Origin of the sequence: Kribbella sp. NPDC051587, assembly GCF_044453945.1 — a bacterium.
Lineage (GTDB): Bacteria > Actinomycetota > Actinomycetes > Propionibacteriales > Kribbellaceae > Kribbella.
The window spans coordinates 997,991-1,018,999 of the sequence record NZ_JBITDE010000002.1; the positions used below are offsets into that span (position 1 = coordinate 997,991).

Below are 21,009 nucleotides of genomic sequence, written 5' to 3' on the forward strand. Positions count from 1 at the left end.
AGAACAAAGCCCAACCGCTCGGGGAACCCGGGCCGGGATCAGTCGCGGACGGGCTCGCCGGCCTTGATCTTGTTCCAGCGGCGGGTGCAGTACCAGAGGCCGATCCAGCCGAGGCCGAAGCCGGCGGCGGCCGCCCAGATCCACCACTCGAGGCCGTCGCGCTCGAGCGTGGAGCGGAAGAAGAGCAGGACCACGAAGGCCACCGCCCACAGGGCGATCCCGACGATGACGGTGGGAATGCCGGACAGGTCGAGGGGCTTCACCTCGGCGTGGACCAACTCACCGCGGGCCAGCTGGCTGGTGGGGTCGGTGCGCTTCTTGGGCGCGGGCTGCTCCTCCGTCACGGGACCACCATAGTCGTACCGCTCGAAGAGGTTGCCGTTAGTGCTCGCACCGGAGTGGTTGAACCTGGCACCATGCCGTCATGAGTTCGCTCCAGGACACGTCGGCTCGCTCCGGCTCGAATCCCTTCGACTCCTTCTTCAAGATCACCCAACGGGGGTCCACGCTCGGTCGCGAGGTGCGCGGCGGGCTCGTCACGTTCTTCACGATGGCCTACATCGTGGTGCTGAACCCGCTGATCCTCAGCTCGACCAATGACAGCGACGGTCAGCTCATCGGTGGTGGGTTGGACGCGGGCGCCGCGATCGCCAAGGTGGCGGTCGCGACCGCACTGGTGGCCGGGGTCGTGACGATCCTGATGGGTCTGGTGGCGAACTTCCCGCTGGCCCTCGCGAGCGGGCTCGGCCTGAACGCCTTCATCGCGTTCAGTGTGGTGGAGGACATGACGTGGGCCGATGCGATGGGCCTGGTGGTCCTGGAGGGCCTGATCATCCTGGTCCTGGTGCTCACCGGCTTCCGGAAGGCGGTCTTTGAAGCGGTTCCGGTGCAACTGAAGGTCGCGATCAGCGTCGGGATCGGCCTGTTCATCGCCTTCATCGGGGTCGTCGACGCCGGGTTCGTGCGGCCCGTTGCCGGCGGTGTGCCCCCGGTCCAACTCGGTGTCGGCGGCAACCTCAAAGGCTGGCCCGTCCTCGTCTTCGTCTTCGGGCTGCTCCTGATCATCACCCTGTACGTGCGCAAGGTGAAGGGCGCGATCCTGATCGGCATCGTGGCCGCGACGATCCTGGCGATCGTGATCGAGGCCGTGACGAAGGTCGGCAAAGGTACGCCGGAACACCCGGGCTGGGGTCTGAACATCCCCAAGCTCCCCGATCACGTCTTCACCAAGCCGAACTTCGACCTGGTCGGCGAGTTCAACCTGTTCGGCTCGTTCAAGTCCGTCGGCGTCATCTCGGCCCTGCTGCTGATCTTCACGCTGATGCTGGCCGACTTCTTCGACACGATGGGCACGATGACCGCGATCGGCGCCGAGGCCGGCCTGCTCGACAAGGACGGCAACCCGCCGAACGCGCAGCGCATCCTGATCGTGGACAGCGTCGCCGCGGCCGCCGGTGGTGCCGCCTCGGTCTCCAGCAACACGTCGTACATCGAATCCGCGTCCGGCGTCGGTGAAGGCGCACGCACCGGCCTGGCCAGCGTGGTGACCGGGATCTGCTTCCTGATCGCGATGGTGGTCGCCCCGCTGGTCACCCTGGTCCCGTACGAGGCGGCGACCCCGGCCCTGATCCTGGTCGGGTTCCTGATGATGACCCAGGTGAAGGGCATCGACTTCGACGACATCGAGGTCGCGTTCCCGGCCTTCCTCACCATCATCCTGATGCCGTTCACGTACTCGATCTCGGCCGGTATCGGCGCCGGCTTCGTCTCGTTCGCGATCCTCAAGACGGTCCGCGGCAAGGCCCGCCAGGTGCACCCGCTGATGTGGGTCGTGAGCGCGCTGTTCGTGATCTACTTCGCGATCGGCCCGCTGACCGACTGGCTCACCTGAGCCCGCAACTCCAGATAGGAGGCCCGAGCTGTGAACAGGTCCCGCAGCTCGGTGCTGACGTTGTCCAGAAACTCTTCCCGGTACGACGAGTCGGTGAGCAGCGCGATCGAGTAGTAGAGACCGGTGAAGTTGGCGATGCCGATGGCAACCTTCACCAGGCTCGCGGTCAGCAGCAGTTTGTGACCGAGCAGGCCGGGGCTCACCGACCACGCCCCGGCCTCGATGCCCCACTTCGCATAGATGTCGGCGCTGATCGAGAGCATGCCGAAGGCAACGAAGAACAGTCCGACGCCGGTGCTCACCACCAACGCCTGCACCCATTGCCGGATCACCAGGTTCACGCTCAGGTTCAGGCGCTGGATCCGCCGCAGCGGTGGGTCCGACTTCATGTCGTCCTCGATCGCGTCCAGCTCTTTCGGCAGCCGCACCATCAGAAACAGCGTGCTGAGCAACGTGAACGCGAGCACCGACAGCACGATGAACACCACCGGCATTCCGGCGAACACCTGCCACATCTCGGTGTTGATGAACAGCACCAGCGAGAACACCAGCAGCAACGGCAGCGCCCGGACCAGGCTGGCCAGCGAATTCCCCAGCTCACCGACGATCCGCCGTACGCTCCAGTAGAGCGTCGCGATCAGGCCGTAGCCCACGACGACGTACACGGCACCGACGAGCAACAAGTTGCCGATGGCAATGCCGAGGAACTGGTGCCACTGCTTCTCGGGGACCAACGGCAGCAGTGCCGGTAACAGCACGAAGACGGCCAGCTCGGGCAGCCCGAAGCGGGTCGGCAACGACCAGAAAGGCCGGCGGCGGTAGCGGTTCAGCAGCCCGAACGCGCCGACCAGGATGATCAGGCCGACGGCCGCCCCCAGGACGTTCTGCCACCAGAGCCACTTCAGCGAGGTGGCGCCGAGCATCTCGACCAGGAACACCAGCGTCAGCAATGGCGCGGCCCGGTTGAAGATGTCGTGCGTCGGCGAGAAATCCTCGATGAACAGCGGCAGCCCGGCCCGCCGGAACCGCTGCTCGTACCGGCCCAGCTCCCGCGGCGTCGTCCCCATGCCCGTGACCCTAACCGGTGATTCGGGATCGCCTGAAGCGGCTCTTCGAGCGGAGTCGAAAAGCCTGTGCCAGGCAGGGGCAAGTGCCACCGTGAGGAGATTTCGCCCGTAGCTGGAGGAGAACCATGCCGGTGTTGAGGAAGTTGACGCTCGGATCGCTGTCGTTCGTCCTCGCGCTGGCCGCGGTGGTGGTGCCCGCGCAGTCCGGGCGTGCGGTCGGCCAGCCGCAGGTGCAACAGCCTGCCGGGCAGCCGCAGGTGGAGCAAGCTGCTGTGGAGACGGAGGCGGCGACTGCCGCGGTCACTGCGCGCCGGACTGGGAAGCGGGTCGAGCTCGCGTCTGCGACGACCGAGTCGCGGCAAGTGTTCGTGAACCCGGACGGTCGGCGGACCCTGCACCAGAGCGTGGCGCCGGTTCGGGTCCGCCGTGGCACGGGCTGGGTGCCGGTCGACACGACGCTCCATTTCGCCGCCGACGGAACGGTGCAGCCGGTCGCGTCGGCCCGTCCCCTCACTCTCTCCGGTGGCGGCACGACCAATCTGGTTGCCCTTGGCAATGAAGAGGAGCAGCTCCGCCTCGGTTGGCCCAGCCGGTTGCCGCGACCGACGTTGACCGGGGCGACAGCGACGTACCCGGAAGTCTTGCCCGGCGTCGATCTCCAGGTCCGCGCCGAGGCCGCGGGCTTCGCTCATCTCCTGGTCGTGAAGACGAGAGCGGCGGCCATGAACCCGGCTCTGCGTGAGCTGGGGCTGCCGATCAGCACCACCGGCCTACGGTTCACGACAAGCGCCGACGGCAGCCTGACCGCGACCGATCGGACCGGTCGCGCCCGCTACACCACCGGCCAGGCGCTGATGTGGGACGCCGCCGACATCACGCGGTCGGTCGGCGCCCGGATCGCCGGCGGCCGGTTGCTGCTCAGGCCCGATCTATCGTTACTGTCCGCCGCGGACGCCAAGTTCCCGATCACGATCGATCCGTCCTGGTCGGATGCCGCCGACGACATGTGGACCCACATCAACGGTAAGGATGCGAGCACCCGGGGGACGAGCTACTGGAACTACGACCGCGCCGAAGGCGCAAAGACCGGCTGGGCCTACGACGATTCCGGTCACATCTACCGTTCGCTGTACCGGCTCGACCTCGGCCCGATCGGCGGCGCGCAGATCATCAGCAGCCGGTTCTCGATCGACCTCATCTACACCCCGAGCTCGCGCACGGACACGTACGTCGATCTCTACCGCACCTCGCCGATCGACCGGTCCCAGCCGGTCACGTGGGACAACACCACCTGGTACGAAGCACTGGGTGGGGTCGCGGGGTCGGCATACAACACTCCACCGGTCTCGCTGGGGATCGCGACTGCGCAGCTGAACGGTCTCATCCAGCAATTGGCCGACCAGCGGGCGGCGACCGTCACGCTCGGCCTGCGGACGCCGAACGAGAACGCCGACCACCGCTGGGAGTGGAAGAAGTTCCGGGGTGAATCGGCCGCGATCGACATCGTCTACAACACCCCGCCGCTGGCGCCGACCAAGGTGAACTTCAGCTCGCCCAAGCCCTGCGGTACGGCGGCAGCCCCGGTCATGATCGGTACGTCGCACCCGTCATTCGCCGCCGTCGCATCAGATCCGGACGGCGGCTCGCTGAAGACCCAGTTGAACATCAACCGCGCCAGTGACAACGGCGTCCAGTACACGGTCCGGTCGGCACAGACCTTCTCCGGCTCGGCCTTCGCCTGGCCCGAGCTGCCGGACGGAACGCTGCCGGCGGGCACGTATTACTACACCGCCCGCAGCGACGATCTGGTCTACCCGGACAAGACCGATTACGGCCCTTCCAGTCCACGCTGCTACTTCACCGTCGACCCGAAAGCGCCCGGTATCCCGACCGTCACGTCGACCGACTTTCCGGGTTCCGCCGTGATCCCGCTGCGGACCATCGGCTACGTCACCTTCCACCCGGCCGACGGCGACACCGACGTCGCGGAGTACCAGTACGGCTCCCAACAGGGCCGCCTGACACAGATTGTCAAGGCCGGCTCCGACGGTACGGCGACGGTGCCGGTCACCGTTTGGCCCGACCCGATCACGGGTCTGCCGACTCGCAAGCTCTACGTGGCTGCCGTCGATCGGGCCGGCAACGTCAGTGATCCCGTCGGGCCGAAGAACCTCAACGCCAAGTCGGCCACACCCTCGACGAGCCCACCGGCACCGGCCGACGTGAACGGTGACGGGCGCTCCGACCTCACCTTCGCCCTCGACCAGGGCTTCGGTCGGACCGCGGCCTGGACGCTCCTGGCGACGAGCAGTGGGTTCACGAGCGGCACGGTCACCTGGGACAGCGGTCTGAGTGGTGGATTCCAGCTGTCCAAGTCCCGTGTGGTCACCGGTGACTTCGACGGCGATCGCCGTACCGATCTGGCGGTGTTGCGCGACGAGCCGGGCGGAGTGGTCGGTCTGTACCTGGCGTCCTCGGACGGCAACCGGTTCGTCACGCAGAACAACCCGATCTGGCGCAGCGCACCGAAGGCCTGGACCGTCGGAACCGTGCGGATCCTGGCAGCCGAGGTCACCGGCGACACCAAGACCGACCTCATCGTCCAGATCAACACCGGCAACGGCGGCTGGAAGGTGATGGTGCATCCCGGAGGGAACCTGTCTGCACCTGTTCAGTGGCTGCAGACCGCCGCGGCGTCGGGGGACTGGTCACTGAGCCGGCCCGTCCTCGCCGACGTCGACGGCGACGGCAAGGCCGATCTGGTCAACCTGAAGAACCTCGGTGGTTGCCGCACGGTCGGTGAGGTCTACCGATCCACCGGCACCGGCTTCGCAGCGGCAGCGCAGTGGTACGACAGCGGCGCCGGCGGCTACTGCTGGGACAAGAGCAATGCGGTCGCGGGTGACGTCGACGGCGACGGTAAGCAGGACGTGGTCGCCGTCTACGACAACGGCGCGCAGTCGACCGCGCTGAAGGTGCTGCGGTCGAGCGGTACCGCGTTCACGCTCTCGCAGTGGTGGCAGGACGCCGCGCGCTTCGACCCGCTGAAGACCAGCCTGGCGGTCGGCGACTACAACGCCGACGGCAAGGCAGACGCCGTACTGGTCGCTGCCCTTGATGGCGGCGGGCGAGAGGTGTCGCTGCTGGCCTCTACCGGTACGACGTTCGCCGCGCCCGTCTCGGCTTGGCGCGAACCGCGAGTCGGGGCCGGGACCGGACCGAAGTACGACATCGAGACCCGGACGTACGAACTGGTCTCCCGGCAGAGTGGACGCTGTCTCGAGGTCGCGGGCGCCGCGCAGAGCGTACCGGCCGACATCCAGCAGTGGGACTGCTTCGGCGGCCTCCACCAGCGCTTCCGGATCGTCCCGATCGCGGGCACCGAGCAGTACCAGATCCAGGCTGTGCACGTGAACGTCGCGCCCAAGCCGGCCGACGGGCTCGCGCGCTGTTTCGACGTGAACGACCAGAGCGTGGCCGACGGCGAGAAGATCCTGCTCTGGCACTGCCTGAACCAAGGCAACCAGCAGGTCACCCTCGAGTACGTCGAGGGCAGCAGTTACGACACGGTCTTCCGGCTGAAGTTCGCGCACAGCGGCAAGTGCGGTGCGCTCGCGGATGGCGCCAGCGGCAACGGTGTGAAGCTGGTTCAGCAGCCGTGCGGGACAGGCGCCGAGCAGCAGTTCGTCCTGCGTGGCGCGCTGAACAGCCCGCAGCTGGGCGGCCGGTACAAGATAACGTCCAAGGGCGGCGGCATGTCACTCGACATCAAGGACTGCATCCCGGCGAGCGGCGTCCGGACCTGGGACTACATCGAGGCCAGTGCGTGCCAGAAGTGGCAGCTCCGGCCGCTCGGCGACGACATCTACCAGATCATCGACCCCAGCTCGAACACGGCGCTGCAGACCAGCGGCTGCGGCCGCGAGGGTCACGCGCAGGTGATCGCCTTCCCGGTCGACGAATCGGAGTGCCAGCGCTGGCGGATCGAACCGGCCGGGGACGGCTGGACCATCCACCAGGCCGACACCGGTCTCTCGCTCGACGTCGACGGCTGCGTGCCCACGCACGGCGCCGAGATCCGGGTCTGGCCGTACTGGAACGGGCCTTGTCAGCGCTGGCAGCTCGACAAGGTGGGCTGAGGCCGGGAATACCACCTGCCGGAATCTCGTTATCGTTAGCAAAGGTAATGAGTTAAGGTAAGGATATGCCGGAAGTCGTAGCGCAGCAGGTGAAGAGTGACGTGGGGCTCGTGAGTGCCTTGCGGTCGTCGACGTTGCGCCTGTCGCGACAGATCCGGCGCCAACGTGAGCCCGGTCACGACCTGACCGCGAACCAGCTCGGGGTGCTCGGTGCGCTGAGCAAGCACGAGCTGATGACGATCGGCGAGCTGGCCGCCCATGAGCAGGTCAAGCCGCCGTCGATGACGCGGATCGTCTCGAACATGGAGGAGGCGGGCCTGGTGGTCCGCCGCCCGCATCCGACCGACAAGCGTCAGGTGACCGTCGAGCTGACCGGCAAGGCGGACGGGCTGATCCTTGCCAACCGCAAGCGCCGCGACGAGTGGCTGCACGCGAAGCTGAAACAACTGACCCCTGAGGAGCGCGACATCCTGCGTAAGGCAGCACCTGTTCTCGAGCGGCTGGCGGCCAAGTGAGCCCCACGTTCCACGCCTTCCGCGTGCGCAACTTCCGGTTGTACGCGTCGGGCGCGATCGTCTCCAACGTCGGCACCTGGATGCAGCGGGTGGCGCAGGACTGGCTGGTCCTCGAGCTCACCCACTCCGGGACGGCGCTCGGTATCGTCACCGGCCTCCAGTTCGCCCCCGCCCTCCTGCTCGGCCCGTACGCCGGTCTGGTCGCCGACCGCTTCCCGAAGCGCAAGCTGCTCCAGATCACCCAGGTCTGGATGGCGGTCGCCGCCCTCACCCTGGGCATCCTGACCGTCACCGGTCTGGTGCAGCCGTGGCACGTCTTCGTGATCGCGTTCCTCTTCGGGATCGGTACGGCGTTCGACGCGCCCGCTCGCCAGTCCTTCGTGGTCGAGATGGTCGGTCGTGACGACCTCTCCAATGCGGTCGGCCTGAACTCGGCCTCGTTCAACGCCGCGCGCCTGATCGGCCCCGGACTGGCCGGCCTCCTGATCCATTGGATCGGCACCGGCCCGGTCATCATCGTCAACGGCCTGAGCTACGCCGCGGTGATCCTGTCGCTGCGTCTGATGCGCGGCTCGGAGCTGCACACCCCGAAGGTCGCGGCGCGCGACAAGGGCATGATCCGCGACGGCATGCGCTACCTGTGGCGCCGGCCGGATCTGATGATGGTCCTGGTGACCGTCGCCTTCGCCGGCATGTTCGGGCTGAACTTCCAGCTCACGTCGGCTCTGATGGCGACCGAGGCCTTCCACAAGGGCGCGGGGGAGTACGGCATCCTCGGCTCGGTCCTCGCGATCGGTTCGCTGTCCGGCGCGCTCCTGGCGGCCCGCCGGGTGCGGATCCGCGCCCGGATGGTGATCGGCGCCGCCGTCGCGTTCGGTCTGCTCGAGATCGTGAGCGCGGTGATGCCGTCGTACCTGACCTTCGCGCTGGTGCTGCCGTTCGTTGGCCTGGCCTCGCTGACCATGCTGACCACGGCGAACGCGACCATGCAGCTCAGCATCGAGCCGACCATGCGCGGCCGGGTGATGGCGCTCTACATGACGGTCCTGATGGGTGGTTCGACGATCGGCTCGCCGTTGATCGGTTTCGTCGGGCAGGAGCTCGGCGCCCGGTCCTCGCTGATCGTCGGCGGTGGTCTGACCGTGCTCGGCGCGGTCGGTTCGGTCCTGTACTTCTCGCGTCGGCGCGGTCTGTCGATCCGTCCCCGCCTGCTGCCCCGCCCGCGCCTCGAGATCCTCCCGCAGACGGAGCTGCTGGCCGACAAGGCCGTGGTCGACGTACCGGTCAAGGAGACCGGTCCGCGCGTCGCCTAAGGCTGGATGCGGGTCAGCAGGCGCGCGGCGAAGAACAGCGCGTCGGTCTCACCCTCGACCGCGGTCCGTACCGCGGACGGGTCGTGCTTCGGTCGCGGCCGCTCGAACGGCGTCCGCGCCGTACTGACCCGGACGAAACCGGCATGCCGCCCGTCCCGCGGGCGCCACTCGACGTCGATGATGTCCATCAGCGACACCGACCGCGGATTGCCGTCCGACTTCTTCCGCCGGGACGCCGACCGCGGGTAGGCGAACATCAGCAACCCGTTCGCGACCGCGACCGTGGCGTCCTTCCCTTCCATCGCGTCAGCCGCCAGCGGAGGCGCGACCAACCAGGTCGACGCGGCCGTCTCCGGTACGGCGCGGCGCGCGCGGGCGATCCTGATCTCGGACGCGAGCCGCTCGGCCGCCGCCAGATCGGCGACCTCGAAGTGATAGATCGACGCATACGATCCGCCGCTCACGCTCAACAGCGGATCGGCATGCTCACGCAGTTCGAGCCGGAGGTCGGTCGACACCCGTACGCCGCTCAAAGCCTCGACCGGGATCACCCGTTCGCCCAGCGGGCCGTCGTACCGGACTCTGATGGTGCCGGTGCCGTCCCACACCAGCACGCCGTGGTTGGTCTGCAGTCGCATAGTCACCAGTTGATCAGCGACAGCAACTTGGCGCCGAAGAACAGCGCGTCGAGCTCGCCACCGACAGCCTTGGTCAGGATGGTCTCCGGATCGTGCATCTCCGACCCGCGGACGGCAGGCGTCCGGGTGCTGGTGAGCCGCAGGTAACCGGAGGTGATGCCCTTGGCGGCGGCCCACTCCACCGCCTTGATCTCGGCCAGCGGCAGCCGGTACGGATCGCCGTACGCACGCTTCTCGGGGTAGTTGGCGAACCCGTAGTCGACGACGAGCGTGTCGCCCTCGATCCACATCTTCGCGTTGTGGCACTTCAGGACGTCGGGAGCCGGTGGCGGCTCGAGCAGCCAGCGATCGGCCGGCCCCGCCGGAGCCTGGTGCAGGGCGATCGACGTCCGGATCTCCTGCGCGTAGTAGTCCGCCAGCAGCCACTGGCCGGCGCCGAAGTCGAGCCGGTACGGATCCAGCAGCTCCTCCAGGTGTCCGCCGGCAACCGTCAGCAGCGGGTCGGCGCGGTCCCGCAGCACCAGCCGGATCGTCGGGTTCTCGGTGCCGCCCGGCATCACCAGGTCCACCCCCGCCAGCGCCTCGACCGGAACCAGGCGGCGTCCGAGCCGCTTCAGCACCATGTGGGTCAGTGTGCTCTTCTGCTTGATCCACGCGCCGTCGTAGGTCAGCTGGATCGTGCCCAGTCCGTCCCAGACCATGGTCGCGTTCCGCCCGCGCAGTTCGTCGCCGCTCAGCCCTTCCACGAGCGACCATCCTGTCGGTTTTGAGGGTCAGACACATAATGGGGTGTGACTCATTACGATCTCGTCGTCATCGGCACCGGTTCCGGCAACTCGATCGTGAACCACCGGTTCGCGGACTGGAAGGTGGCGATCGTCGAGCGCGGCGTCTTCGGCGGCACCTGCCTGAACAAGGGCTGCATCCCGACCAAGATGTTCGTGCACACCGCGGATGTGGCCGCGACCCCGGCCGGTAGCGCCCGGTACGGCATCGACGAAGAACTGACCGGCGTCCGCTGGCCGGACGTCCGGGACCGCATCTTCGGCCGGATCGACCCGATCGCCGCGGCCGGTTCGGAGTACCGGCACCACAACCCGGAGAACGCCAACGTCACCGTGTACGACGGCACCGGCCGCTTCACCGGCGTCAAGGAGCTGACCGTCGAGGGCAATGACGGCGCCACCAGCGTCGTCACCGCCGACCGCTTCGTGCTCGCCGCCGGCAGCCGCCCGGTCGTCCCTCCGATCGTGGGCCTCGAGGAGACCGGCTACCACACCTCCGACACGATCATGCGGCTCGAGGAACTGCCCCGCCGGATGGCCATCCTCGGTAGTGGCTTCGTCGCGGCCGAGTTCGCGCACGTCTTCTCGTCGTTCGGGGTCGAGGTCACGCTGATCGCCCGTTCCAAGGTCCTGCTCCGCGGTGAGGACGCCGAGCTCGCCGAGCACTTCACCGAGATCGCGCGCGGCAAGTACGACGTACTCCTGCAGCACGAAACCGTCCGTGCGTCCCGGCGTCCGGACGGCTCGATCCGGCTCTGGATGCTCTGCCCCGACGGCAAGGAGGAGCTTGAGGTCGACGAGCTCCTGGTCGCCGTCGGCCGCACCCCGAACGCCGACCTGCTGAACCCTGAGGCCACCGGCGTCGAGGTCGACCGCGACGGCCGCGTGGTCGTCGACGAGTACCAGCAGACCGCGGTCGACGGCATCTACGCCCTCGGCGACCTGACCTCCCCGCACCAGCTCAAGCACGTCGCCAACCACGAGGCCCGCGTCGTCAAACACAACCTGCTCGAGCCGGACAACCGGATCAAGTCCGACCACCGCTTCGTCCCGCACGCCGTCTTCAGCTCGCCCCAGATCGCGTCGGTCGGCCTCACCGAGGCAGAGGCTGTCGCGCAGGGGATCGAGTACGTCGTCAGTCGCCAGAAGTACGCCGACATCGCCTACGGCTGGGCCATGGAAGACACCACCGGCTTCGCCAAACTCCTCGCCGACCCGACGACCGGCCAGCTGATCGGCGCCCACATCATGGGCCCGCAGGCCTCGACCGTCATCCAGCCCCTCATCCAGGCGATGAGCTTCGGCCTCGACGCCTACGAGATGGCGCGCGGCCAGTACTGGATCCACCCGGCCATGCCCGAACTCATCGAGAACGCCCTCCTCAACCTCCCCCTCAAACGCTAGCTCCACCCGCCCCGCCGCCGCCGTCCCGCCGCCGGGTCACTCCGGTTCGCTGTCGCGTGCTCCCGGGGCAAGATGAGGGGATCTCCACCGAGGTTGCCGGTTCTCCCCTGAATTTTCGAGGGGAGAAGGGACAAGGTGAGGGGATCTCCGTTCAAATGGCGCCGGGCCGCATCGGGCGGACCCTCGCCGTACCGACGGGCTGGTAGTGGGAGGCGAGGCAGCACAAGGTTCAGGCGTGGGGGCGCCAGCGCAGGCGGCGGAATGTGACGTACTACCAGTCCGTCGGTCCGCTACACGCGGAAGGCGGCGATCACCTTGCCGACGTCGTCCAGGGTGTCGAGGTCGGGGAGGCTGATCATCACTTCGGTCACGCCGGCCTCGGCGAGTTCGCGGAAGCGGCCGATCTGGTCGTCGACGGTGCCTGCGTTCACCGCGGCCGCGTAGCGGGCCGGGTTCTGGTTGCGCGGGCGTAGCCGCTCGACCAGCGCATCCGCATCCGCACCCACCAAGGTCGTCGACAGGTGCGTCACCTCGACCGGCCGATCCGTCAGCGACCGCAAGTACTTCACCCGCTCGCGAACCGCCGCCACGTCTCCGAACAGGTTCACCGCGTCCGCGTACTTAGATGCCAGCCGCAACGTTCGACGACCACTTCCGCCAACCAGCAAAGGCAATCGCTCCTGCAGCGGCCGCGGATAGCATGTCGTGTCCGGTACGTCGAGCACCCGGCCGTGGAATGGTTTGTTGCCTGGTCCCCACATCACCGGCAACAACTGCAATGCATCCTCCAGCAACGCATACCGATCACCCACCGACGGAAACGACCACCCGTAGGCTTTGTGCTCGGCCTCGAACCACGCGAGCCCGACACCACACACAGCACGGCCACCACTCAGTACGTCGAGAGTCGCGGCGATCTTCCCCAGGTGACCCACGTTCCGATACGTGATCCCCGAAACCAACGTCCCGAGCCGGACTCGCGTCGTACAGGCGGCGAGATAGCCGAGCGTCGTCCAACTCTCCAGGAAGTCGTCCCACGCCCGCCCCACCTGCGGAATCTGCCGGAAGTGGTCCATCACGTAGATCGCGTCGAACCCCACCGCCTCCGCCCGCTCAGCCACCTCGCGAACCCACGCGCCCAACCCAGCCCGCCCACCCGGGTAACTGCTCAGCTGCAACCCGAACCGCAATCCCGCCGGAGCCGAGGCCTGCCGCTCCACCGCAGCATCCACCGAAGCAAAGGCCTCCGGTACGACGCGCACGACGGCCGGCTGAAGGATGTCGTCGTACCCCTCGTCCGGCAGCTCCTTCTTCGCCGTACCCCAAGCTCGAAGCTGACCGGTCAGCACATCGGCCGGAATCCGCTTCACACGCTGGCGATTCCGCCGCCGGCACTCGTCCGCCGGAGTGTCGAAACCCACAGCCACACAAGGCATCCCGGCCGCCCGCGCCAACTCCAGCCAGTGCAGCCGACGCGAGCGATCCATCCCGAGCGTGTCGATCACCGTCGTCAGCCGCCGCCCGATCCGCTGCTCGACGACGGTCTCCAGCAGCGCGAACGCATCCGCACTCGCCGCCAGGTCGTCCTCCCCGGCCCCGACCAGCGCCCGCAGCCGATCACTCGACACCACCAGATCCGGCGCGAACCGCTCAGCCGCCCACGTCGACTTCCCCGCCGCCCCCGGGCCGACCAGGATCACCACACACGGCGACGGCAACCTTCGCTCCATGAAACCCAGTTTCCACCACCGTTAGGCTGGCCGGATGCGATTGTTCGTGGCCGTCGTGCCACCCATCGAAGTTGTGGAGGACCTGAACGAGTTCGTCGCACCGCGGCGGGAACATCCGGATGACAACATCCGATGGTCCGCGGGCGAGCACTGGCACATCACCCTGGCGTTCCTGGGCGAGGTGCCGGACTGGAAGACCGATGAGTTGAGCGAGCGGCTGGAGGCTGTCGCCAAGCGGCAGAAGCCGTTCCCACTGACCCTCAGAGGCGCCGGCGCGTTCCCCGGCGTACCGGAGGCCCGGGTTCTGTATACCGGCGTCCGGGACGAGACCGACGCGCTGAAGCAGTTGTCGAAGACGACGCGGGCGGCGGCGAACAAGGCCGGGATCGAGGTCGACGGGCGGAAGTTCGTGCCGCATCTGACGCTGGCGCGGTTGCGTCGGCCGATCGACATAACACGCTGGGTGCGGGTGTTCGATACCTACAGTGGCCCCGAATGGACGGCGGGGCGCCTGCAGCTGATCGAGTCTCATCTTGGGACAGGTTCTGCGGCGTACGCCACAGTGGGCGAATGGGAGTTCTTAGGTTAACCTCAGGAAGGTTAGCCACCCCTAACGTAGGGAAAGAACTTCGCCATGCTCGCGAATTATCTGATCGGCCTGCGTGAGGGCCTCGAGGCGTCGCTGGTCGTCAGCATCCTCGCCACCTTCCTGGTCAAGTCAGGACGTCGCGACCGGCTGAAACTGGTCTGGATCGGAGTCGGTGCGGCGCTGGCCGTGGCCGCCGCCGCGTGGGGGTTGCTGCAGTTCGTGACCGCGCTGACCGCCCGGTCCTTCACCACCCAGGAGACCGTCGGCGGGGTGATGTCGATCCTCGCGGTCGGTTTCGTCACCTGGATGATCTTCTGGATGCGCAAGGCGTCGCGCAGTATCGCCCGGGAGCTTCGCGAGCGGATGGACACCGCGCTCGCGATCGGTTCCCGGGCGGTCGTCATCCTAGCCTTCCTCGCGGTCTTCCGCGAAAGCATCGAGACCGCCTTCATCGTGTACGCGTCGGCCGCCACCGCGACCACCGCCGTACCGTTCGTCGGCGTCCTGCTCGGGCTGGCGACGGCCGTCGTGCTGGGCGTGCTGATCTACCGCGGTGCGGTGAAGATCAACCTGGCGGTCTTCTTCAAGTGGACCGGCGCGGTCCTGGTCCTGGTCGCGGCCGGGATCTTCGCCTACGGGTTCCACGACCTGCAGGAGGCGAACCTGCTGCCCGGCCTGCACCACCTGGCGTTCGACATCTCGCACGTCATCCCGCCGGACAGCTGGTACGGCGTACTCCTCAAGGGCATCTTCAACTTCAACCCGGCGCCGACCGTGCTCGAGGCGATCGCCTGGCTGGCCTACCTGGTACCCGTGCTGGTGCTCTACTTCCGTCCGGTTTCCTCATCACCTGTTCAGGAGAAGCATGTTCCCGTCCAAGGCTCGTAAGGCCGTCGCCACCGGCGCAGTACTGGGGCTCGCCGCGCTCACCGGATGCGCTAAGGAAACGCCGGCCGCGTCCGACGACGGCACCGGCCCGGTCACCGTCAAGGCGACCGACTCGGGCTGTGACCTGAGCCGCCGGGACGTGAAGTCCGGGACCAGCACCTTCTCCGTCTCCAACGGTGGCAGCAAGGTCACCGAGTTCTACGTGTACGCCGATGGCGACCGCGTGATGGGTGAGGTCGAGAACATCGGGCCGGGCCTGAAGCGCGACCTGATCGTCGAGCTCCCGACCGGCAAGTACCAGGCGGTGTGCAAGCCGGGCATGGTCGGCGACGGCATCCGTGGCGACCTGAACGTGGCCGGCGACGCGCCTGCGCAGGTGGACGAGGACACCCTGCTCAAGCAGGCCGGCGAGAGCTATCAGCGCTACGTGAACTCACAAGCCGTTGCCCTCGAGCAGAAGACCACCGAGTTCGTGGCCACGGTCAAGGCCGGCGACGTGGCGAAGGCCAAGGAGCTGTTCCCGGTCTCCCGTACCTACTGGGAGCGGATCGAGCCGGTCGCGGAGTCGTTCGGCGACCTCGACCCGAAGATCGATGCCCGGGTCAACGATGTCGAGCCGGGTACCGAGTGGACCGGGTACCACCGGATCGAGCAGGCGCTGTGGGAGAAGAACACCACGGCCGGGATGGCCAAGTACGCCGACCAGCTGCTCGTCGACGTGAAGACCGTTGTCGCCAAGGCGAAAACCGTCAAGCTGAACCCGCTGCAGCTCGCGAACGGCGCCAAGGAGCTGCTCGACGAAGTTGCCACCGGCAAGATCACCGGTGAGGAGGACCGCTACTCGCACACCGACCTGTGGGACTTCCAGGCCAACGTAGAGGGTTCACAGGCCGCGATCCAGGCGCTCCGCCCGGCCTTGCAGGCAAGGGATGCGGCCCTCGTCACCGCGCTGGACACCAACTTCAAGGCTGTCTTCGCGGCGGTCGACAAGTACCGCGAGGGTGACGGCTTCAAGTCCTACAACGTGACCGAGGCGGAGAAGAAGGAGCTCGGCCGGGTCGTCGACGGCCTCGCCGAGCCGGTCTCCAAGGTCGCCGGAGTGATTGCGAAGAAATGACAGACGAGACGCAGCGCAAGGGCATCTCGCGCCGTGGCCTGTTCGGCGCGGCGGGAGCCGCCGTCGCGACCGGAGTCGCCGGGTACGCCGCTCATTCGGTGCTGTCCGGTGAGGAGTCGCAGGCGGCCGACACCAACGGCCCGGTCCAGTTCCACGGACCGCACCAGGCGGGCATCACGACCGCCGTACAGGATCGGTTGCACTTCGCTGCGTTCGATGTGACCACGACCAAGCGCGAGGACCTGATCGCGTTGCTGAAGGAGTGGACGGCCGCGGCCGCGCTGCTGACAGCCGGTCGTGACATCGGCCAGTACGGCGCAGTGAACGGACCGGGTGAGGCTCCGCCTGAGGACACTGGCGAGGCGGTCGGTCTGCCGCCGGCCCGGTTGACGTTGACGATCGGGTTCGGGCCGTCGCTGTTCGACAAGCGGTTCGGCCTGGCCGGCAAGCGTCCTGCGGCGTTGGTCGACCTGCCGCACTTCATCGGTGACGATCTCGAACTTGAGCGGTCGGGCGGCGACATCGCCGTACAGGCTTGTTCGGACGATCCGCAGGTGGCGGTGCACGCGATCCGCAACCTGGCCCGGATCGGGTTCGGCCGGGTCGCCATCCGCTACTCCCAGCTGGGCTTCGGCCGGACGTCGTCGACGTCGCGCGCGCAGACGACCCCGCGGAACCTGTTCGGGTTCAAGGACGGCACGAACAACCTGAAGTCCGAGGACCCGGCCAAGCTCGAGCAGCACGTCTGGGTCCAGCCCGGCGACGGCGCGGACTGGATGAACGGCGGCTCCTACCTGGTGTCGCGGCGGATCCGGATGAACATCGAGATCTGGGACCGGACGTCACTCGGTGAGCAGGAGACGATCATCGGCCGCGGCAAGGGCACCGGCGCGCCGCTCGGCAAGGCCGAGGAGTTCGACGCGATCGACTTCGCCGCCAAGGGTTCCGACGGTGAGCCGAAGGTGCCGGTGGACTCGCATGTGCGGCTCGCACACCCGCAGTTCAACAACGGCGCCGAGCTGCTGCGGCGCGGGTACAACTTCGTCGACGGCTCGGACGGGCTGGGCCGGCTGGACGCCGGACTGTTCTTCCTTGCCTACCAGCGCGATCCGCGCAAGCAGTTCATCCCGATCCAGAAGCAACTCGCGCGCTCGGACACCATGAACGAGTACATCCACCACGTCGGCTCCGGCATCTTCGCGTGTCCCGGTGGTGTCACACCTGGCTCGTACTGGGGCGAGAAGCTCTTCGCCTAGGGCCGGGCCGGCTGGGTGCGGGCGCCGATCAGGTTGAGGATGATGCAGGAGAAGACCAGGGTGTTGTCCTGGTTGTAGAGCTCGGTGCGGGTCCGGACCAGGCCGCGGTCAGGCTTGGAGCGGGAGCGGTTGGCCTCGAGGACCTCGGTGGTGAGGCGCAGGATGTCACCGGGGCGGACCGGTAGGTGCCAGCGCAGTTCGTCGACACCCGGGCCGCCGAGGCTGGCCACCTTGGACAGGTACTGATCGGCGTACAGGCGCATCATCAGCCCGGCGGTGTGCCAGCCGCTGGCGATCAGGCCGTGGTACGGCCCGTCCGCCGCGGCGGCCGGGTCCACGTGGAAGAACTGGGGGTCGAATCGCCGAGCGAACTCGACGATCTCCCCCTGGCCGACCACGACCCGGCCCGGGTGCTCGGTCCGGGTCCCCGCCACGTAGTCCTCGAAGTACATACCTCCAAGATACTGATCAAACAACTATTTGACTGCGCCTGCCGTCACACCTGCGACAAAGTGGCGCTGGGCAAGCAAAAAGCCGATCACGACCGGGATGCTCACGACGAGGGCCGCCGCCATGATCTGGTTCCAGTAGATGTTGGTCTGGGTCGAGTACTGACGCAGACCGACCGAGAGCGTTCGGTTCGCCTCCGTCGTCATCACCGAGGCGAACAGGACCTCACCCCACGCGGTCATGAACGAGTAGATCGCGACCGCGATCACGCCCGGACGCGCCGCCGGCAGGACGACCCGCCACAGCGCTCCCATCGGGCCGCAGCCGTCCACGAGGGCCGCCTCGTCGAGCTCGCGCGGGATGCTGTCGAAGTACCCGGCCAGCATCCAGATCGAGAACGGCAGGCTGAAGGTCAGGTAGGTGATGATCAGACCGAGCCGGGTCCCGACCAGCTGCAGGCCGAACTGGTTGTTGATGTTCACGAAGATCAGGAACAACGGCAGCAGGAACAGCACGCCGGGGAACATCTGCGTCGACAGCACCGTGGTGGTGAAGACCGTCCGGCCGCGGAACTTGAACCGCGACACCGCGAACGCGGCCAGGATCGCGAGCGCCACCGAGAGCGCCGTCGCGACCACCGAGACGATCGTGGAGTTCACGAAGTACCTTGCCAGCGGCACCGTTTTCCACATGTCGATGAACGGCGCGATGGTGAGGTTCGACGGCCACCAGGTGAAGGCGCCCTGGACGTCCTTCAGCGGTTTCAGCGACGACGTGACCATCACGTAGAGCGGCACCGTCACGAACAGCCCGAGCACCACCAGTACGACGGCCCGGTACGCCTTGAAGCCTTTGGTCTCAAGCACGGCGCGTCTTCCTTCCCGTGACGAGGAGATAGATGCCGGTGACAATCATCAGGAAGATCAGCAGCAGCACGGACATCGCAGCACCGGAGCCGAAGTTCCAGGTCAGGAACGACGCGTTGTAGATGTGGAAGGTGATCAGGTCACCGGCCGGCGGCTGCGCCGTACCGAACAGCACGTACGGCGTGTTGAAGTCGCTGAACGTCCACAGGAACAACACGAGCACCAGCACCAGGTTGACCGGGCGCAACGCGGGCAGCGTGATGTTGCGCCACTGCCGGAGGTTGCCCGCACCGTCCACCGCGGCCGCTTCGTACTGATCGCGCGGAATGCTCTGCAGCCCGGCCATCAAGGTCAGGAAGGCGAACGTCCACAGCTTCCAGGTGGCCACCGTGATCAGTGAGATCAGGGCGTTGCCGCCGATCAGCCAGAACGGCTTGCCGTCGGTCAGGTGCAACTGCGTCAGCACGTGGTTCACGGCGCCGGTGTCGCGCTGGAGCATGAAGTTCCAGGTGAGGATCCCGGCGTACGCCGGAAGCGCGTAGGGGACCAGGAACAGCGTGCGGATCAGCGCCCGGCCGCGGAACGTCGGCTGCAGCGCGACCGCGGCCGCCATCCCGAGCGCCCAGGACAGCCCGAGCGTGACGAGCGAGAAGACCAGCGTGACGCCGAACGACTTCAGCAGGCCTTCACCGACCGCGTTGTCGAAGTCGAGCGCGACCTTGTAGTTGTTCAGCCCGGCACTCGGCGCGGCCGACCAGTTCGCGATGAAGAACTTGGTCAGCTTGACGAAGCTCATCCAGATCCCGACCACCATCGGCAGGATGTGGATGATCAGCTCCATCACGACCGCCGGCGCCACCAGCGCGTAGGGCAGCCAGCGCTTCAGGCCGGGACGGTGTTCGGGCGCGGACTTGCGAGCCGGCGGCGTGACCGCCGCCGGCTTCGCTTCGTGGGTGGCGACCGACATCAGTTGCCTGCGGCCACTTGGTCCTCGGCGGTCTTGAGCGCGGCCTTCACCTCGTCGGCGCTGACCGTCCCGCCGGTGGCGATCTTGGCGAACAGGCTGTTCATCGCCTTACCGACCGTGCTCTCGAACTGGTCCTCGGCCGGTACCAGCGGCAGCGGCTTGGACTTGGTGTTGTAGATGTCGGAGAACGTCGCGGCCTCGGTCGTGTCGGTGGTGAACACGGGCTTGGCGTCCTTCAGCACGGGCAGCGACGAGAACGGCTTGCCCAGCGTGGTCTGGGTCTGCGCGTCCGTCATGTACTTGACGAACTTCAGCGCCGCGTCCTTGTGCTTGGTGTTCTTGAACACCGACAGGTTGATCCCGGCCACGTGGCTGGCCACCTGCTCGCCGCTGGCCGGCGCGGGGAACGGTACGACGCCGTACTCGCCGGCCTTCATGCCGTTGGCAACGATCGAGGAGTCGGCGTTGTTCTGGTTGATGACCATCGCGACCTTCTTGTTCGCGAAGTCGTTCACCGACTTGGTGCCGTTGTCGTACTGCGCGTTGGACGGGTTCGCGACCTTGTCCTTCTGCATCAGGTCGAGGTACCGGAGCACGCCCTGGACGTTGCCGTCACCGGTGAAGGTCGGCTTGCCGTCGGCGTCGAACCAGTCGGCCTTGTTCTGCGCGGCGTTGATGAACGCGAAGTGCACGTTCTCGGTGTAGCTGCCGGCCGCGAGCGCCATGCCCCACTGGTTCTTCGCGGGGTTGGTCAGCTTCTGCGCGGCGGTGACCATCTCTTCCCAGGTCTTCGGCGGCTGGATCTTGGCGGCCGCGAACATCGCCTTGTTGTAGTACAGGCCGTAGGCCAGACCGTAGAGCGGGACCGAGGTGACGTCCTCGCCTGCCTTGCCGCCGGTCGCCAGAGCCGTCGGCACGAACTTGTCCTTGCCCCCGATCGCGGTCATCGCGTCGTTGTCGAACGGCAGGAACGCCTTGGTCGCCTGCAGCGACGCCGCCCAGGTGTTGCCGATGTTGACGACGTCCGGCGCCTGGCCGGAGGTGATCGCGGTCTGGATCCGCGTCTGCAGGTCGTTCCAGCCGATCACCTCGAGGTTGACCTTGATCCCGGTGTCCTTGGTGAACTGCTCCAGGACAGGGGTCAGGACCTGCTTGTCGTTGTCCAGGCTGGTGCCCTGGTTGCTGGCCCAGTAGGTCAGCGTCTGGTCTCCACCCGAACCTCCGTCGGAGCCGGAATCGCCGCCTCCGCAGGCGGCCAGGCTGACTCCCAGAGTGGTCGCCGCTACCGCGGCTACAAGCGAACGCAGTCTCACGTCGGACTCCTCGTCCTCGTGCGGTGATGATGTGGGCCCATAGTGGCCTAACCGGTTAAGTTCCGGAACCCTAACCGGTTC

General features: G+C 67.2%; 18 protein-coding genes. 9 read left to right on the forward strand and 9 right to left on the reverse strand.

Annotated elements, in window-relative coordinates; genetic code table 11:
* Positions 1 to 38: 38 nt before the first annotated feature.
* Complete coding sequence (locus tag ACIA49_RS11170; protein WP_396376966.1) at positions 39 to 344, reverse strand: DUF2530 domain-containing protein; 306 nt, start codon at positions 342 to 344, stop codon at positions 39 to 41.
* A gap of 80 nt (positions 345 to 424) precedes the next feature.
* Here ACIA49_RS11170 and ACIA49_RS11175 point away from each other — a divergent pair, with 80 nt between their 5' ends.
* Positions 425 to 1,891 carry an NCS2 family permease gene (locus ACIA49_RS11175; protein WP_396376967.1) on the forward strand — a complete coding sequence of 489 codons (1,467 nt, stop codon included), beginning with the start codon at positions 425 to 427 and terminating at the stop codon, positions 1,889 to 1,891.
* Here the strand turns inward: ACIA49_RS11175 and ACIA49_RS11180 are convergent.
* The gene (locus ACIA49_RS11180) at positions 1,852 to 2,958 is read right to left on the reverse strand and encodes a hypothetical protein (RefSeq protein ID WP_396376968.1); all 1,107 of its coding nucleotides are present in this window, start codon (positions 2,956 to 2,958) and stop codon (positions 1,852 to 1,854) included. The genes ACIA49_RS11175 and ACIA49_RS11180 overlap by 40 nt on opposite strands.
* Positions 2,959 to 3,083: 125 nt before the next feature.
* On the opposite strand from ACIA49_RS11180, the gene ACIA49_RS11185 reads away from it, so the two are divergent.
* The 3 genes from ACIA49_RS11185 to ACIA49_RS11195 all read left to right on the forward strand — a co-directional run bounded on the left by ACIA49_RS11185 (position 3,084) and on the right by ACIA49_RS11195 (position 8,925).
* On the forward strand, positions 3,084 to 7,097 hold the full coding sequence (locus ACIA49_RS11185) for an RICIN domain-containing protein (RefSeq protein ID WP_396376969.1): 4,014 nt from the start codon (positions 3,084 to 3,086) through the stop codon (positions 7,095 to 7,097).
* 65 nt (positions 7,098 to 7,162) lie between these two features.
* Positions 7,163 to 7,612 (forward strand): MarR family winged helix-turn-helix transcriptional regulator, encoded by a 450-nt coding sequence (locus ACIA49_RS11190; protein ID WP_396376970.1) that lies wholly within the window; start codon positions 7,163 to 7,165, stop codon positions 7,610 to 7,612.
* Positions 7,609 to 8,925 (forward strand): MFS transporter, encoded by a 1,317-nt coding sequence (locus ACIA49_RS11195; protein WP_396376971.1) that lies wholly within the window; start codon positions 7,609 to 7,611, stop codon positions 8,923 to 8,925. Before ACIA49_RS11190 ends, ACIA49_RS11195 begins: the two co-directional genes overlap by 4 nt.
* Here ACIA49_RS11195 and ACIA49_RS11200 read toward each other — a convergent pair.
* Positions 8,922 to 9,563 (reverse strand): DUF4429 domain-containing protein, encoded by a 642-nt coding sequence (locus ACIA49_RS11200; RefSeq protein ID WP_396376972.1) that lies wholly within the window; start codon positions 9,561 to 9,563, stop codon positions 8,922 to 8,924. The two genes, ACIA49_RS11195 and ACIA49_RS11200, sit on opposite strands and share 4 nt — an antisense overlap.
* 2 nt (positions 9,564 to 9,565) lie before the next feature.
* Entirely contained in the window at positions 9,566 to 10,309 is a 744-nt protein-coding gene (locus tag ACIA49_RS11205; protein ID WP_396376973.1) for a DUF4429 domain-containing protein, read from the reverse strand.
* Positions 10,310 to 10,354: 45 nt separating this feature from the next.
* On the opposite strand from ACIA49_RS11205, the gene ACIA49_RS11210 reads away from it, so the two are divergent.
* Positions 10,355 to 11,752, forward strand: coding sequence for a mycothione reductase (locus tag ACIA49_RS11210; protein WP_396376974.1), 1,398 nt, complete (start codon positions 10,355 to 10,357; stop codon positions 11,750 to 11,752).
* 290 nt (positions 11,753 to 12,042) lie between these two features.
* On the opposite strand, the gene ACIA49_RS11215 is transcribed toward ACIA49_RS11210, so the two are convergent.
* On the reverse strand, positions 12,043 to 13,482 hold the full coding sequence (locus tag ACIA49_RS11215) for an LLM class flavin-dependent oxidoreductase (protein WP_396376975.1): 1,440 nt from the start codon (positions 13,480 to 13,482) through the stop codon (positions 12,043 to 12,045).
* 34 nt (positions 13,483 to 13,516) lie between these two features.
* On the opposite strand from ACIA49_RS11215, the gene thpR reads away from it, so the two are divergent.
* The 4 genes from thpR to efeB are packed head-to-tail and all read left to right on the forward strand — an operon-like array spanning position 13,517 to position 17,332.
* A complete protein-coding gene (gene thpR, locus ACIA49_RS11220; RefSeq protein WP_396376976.1) occupies positions 13,517 to 14,071 on the forward strand; it encodes an RNA 2',3'-cyclic phosphodiesterase in 555 nt (184 codons plus the stop codon).
* A gap of 45 nt (positions 14,072 to 14,116) precedes the next feature.
* Positions 14,117 to 14,959: an iron uptake transporter permease EfeU gene (efeU, locus tag ACIA49_RS11225; RefSeq protein WP_396376977.1), complete on the forward strand. Its 843-nt coding sequence runs from the start codon at positions 14,117 to 14,119 to the stop codon at positions 14,957 to 14,959.
* Positions 14,937 to 16,076, forward strand: a complete 1,140-nt coding sequence (efeO, locus tag ACIA49_RS11230; protein ID WP_396376978.1) for an iron uptake system protein EfeO — start codon at positions 14,937 to 14,939, stop codon at positions 16,074 to 16,076. The genes efeU and efeO overlap by 23 nt, the downstream gene beginning before the upstream one ends.
* On the forward strand, positions 16,073 to 17,332 hold the full coding sequence (gene efeB, locus ACIA49_RS11235) for an iron uptake transporter deferrochelatase/peroxidase subunit (protein WP_396376979.1): 1,260 nt from the start codon (positions 16,073 to 16,075) through the stop codon (positions 17,330 to 17,332). The genes efeO and efeB overlap by 4 nt, the downstream gene beginning before the upstream one ends.
* Here the strand turns inward: efeB and ACIA49_RS11240 are convergent.
* From ACIA49_RS11240 to ACIA49_RS11255, 4 genes are read right to left on the reverse strand one after another with little or no spacing between them, the layout of a single operon-like run.
* Complete coding sequence (locus ACIA49_RS11240; protein ID WP_396376980.1) at positions 17,329 to 17,784, reverse strand: MaoC family dehydratase; 456 nt, start codon at positions 17,782 to 17,784, stop codon at positions 17,329 to 17,331. The genes efeB and ACIA49_RS11240 overlap by 4 nt on opposite strands.
* 24 nt (positions 17,785 to 17,808) lie before the next feature.
* Positions 17,809 to 18,648, reverse strand: coding sequence for a carbohydrate ABC transporter permease (locus ACIA49_RS11245; RefSeq protein ID WP_391546965.1), 840 nt, complete (start codon positions 18,646 to 18,648; stop codon positions 17,809 to 17,811).
* On the reverse strand, positions 18,641 to 19,615 hold the full coding sequence (locus tag ACIA49_RS11250; protein ID WP_396376981.1) for a carbohydrate ABC transporter permease: 975 nt from the start codon (positions 19,613 to 19,615) through the stop codon (positions 18,641 to 18,643). Before ACIA49_RS11250 ends, ACIA49_RS11245 begins: the two co-directional genes overlap by 8 nt.
* Positions 19,615 to 20,928 carry an ABC transporter substrate-binding protein gene (locus tag ACIA49_RS11255; RefSeq protein ID WP_396376982.1) on the reverse strand — a complete coding sequence of 438 codons (1,314 nt, stop codon included), beginning with the start codon at positions 20,926 to 20,928 and terminating at the stop codon, positions 19,615 to 19,617. Before ACIA49_RS11255 ends, ACIA49_RS11250 begins: the two co-directional genes overlap by 1 nt.
* Positions 20,929 to 21,009: the final 81 nt, after the last annotated feature.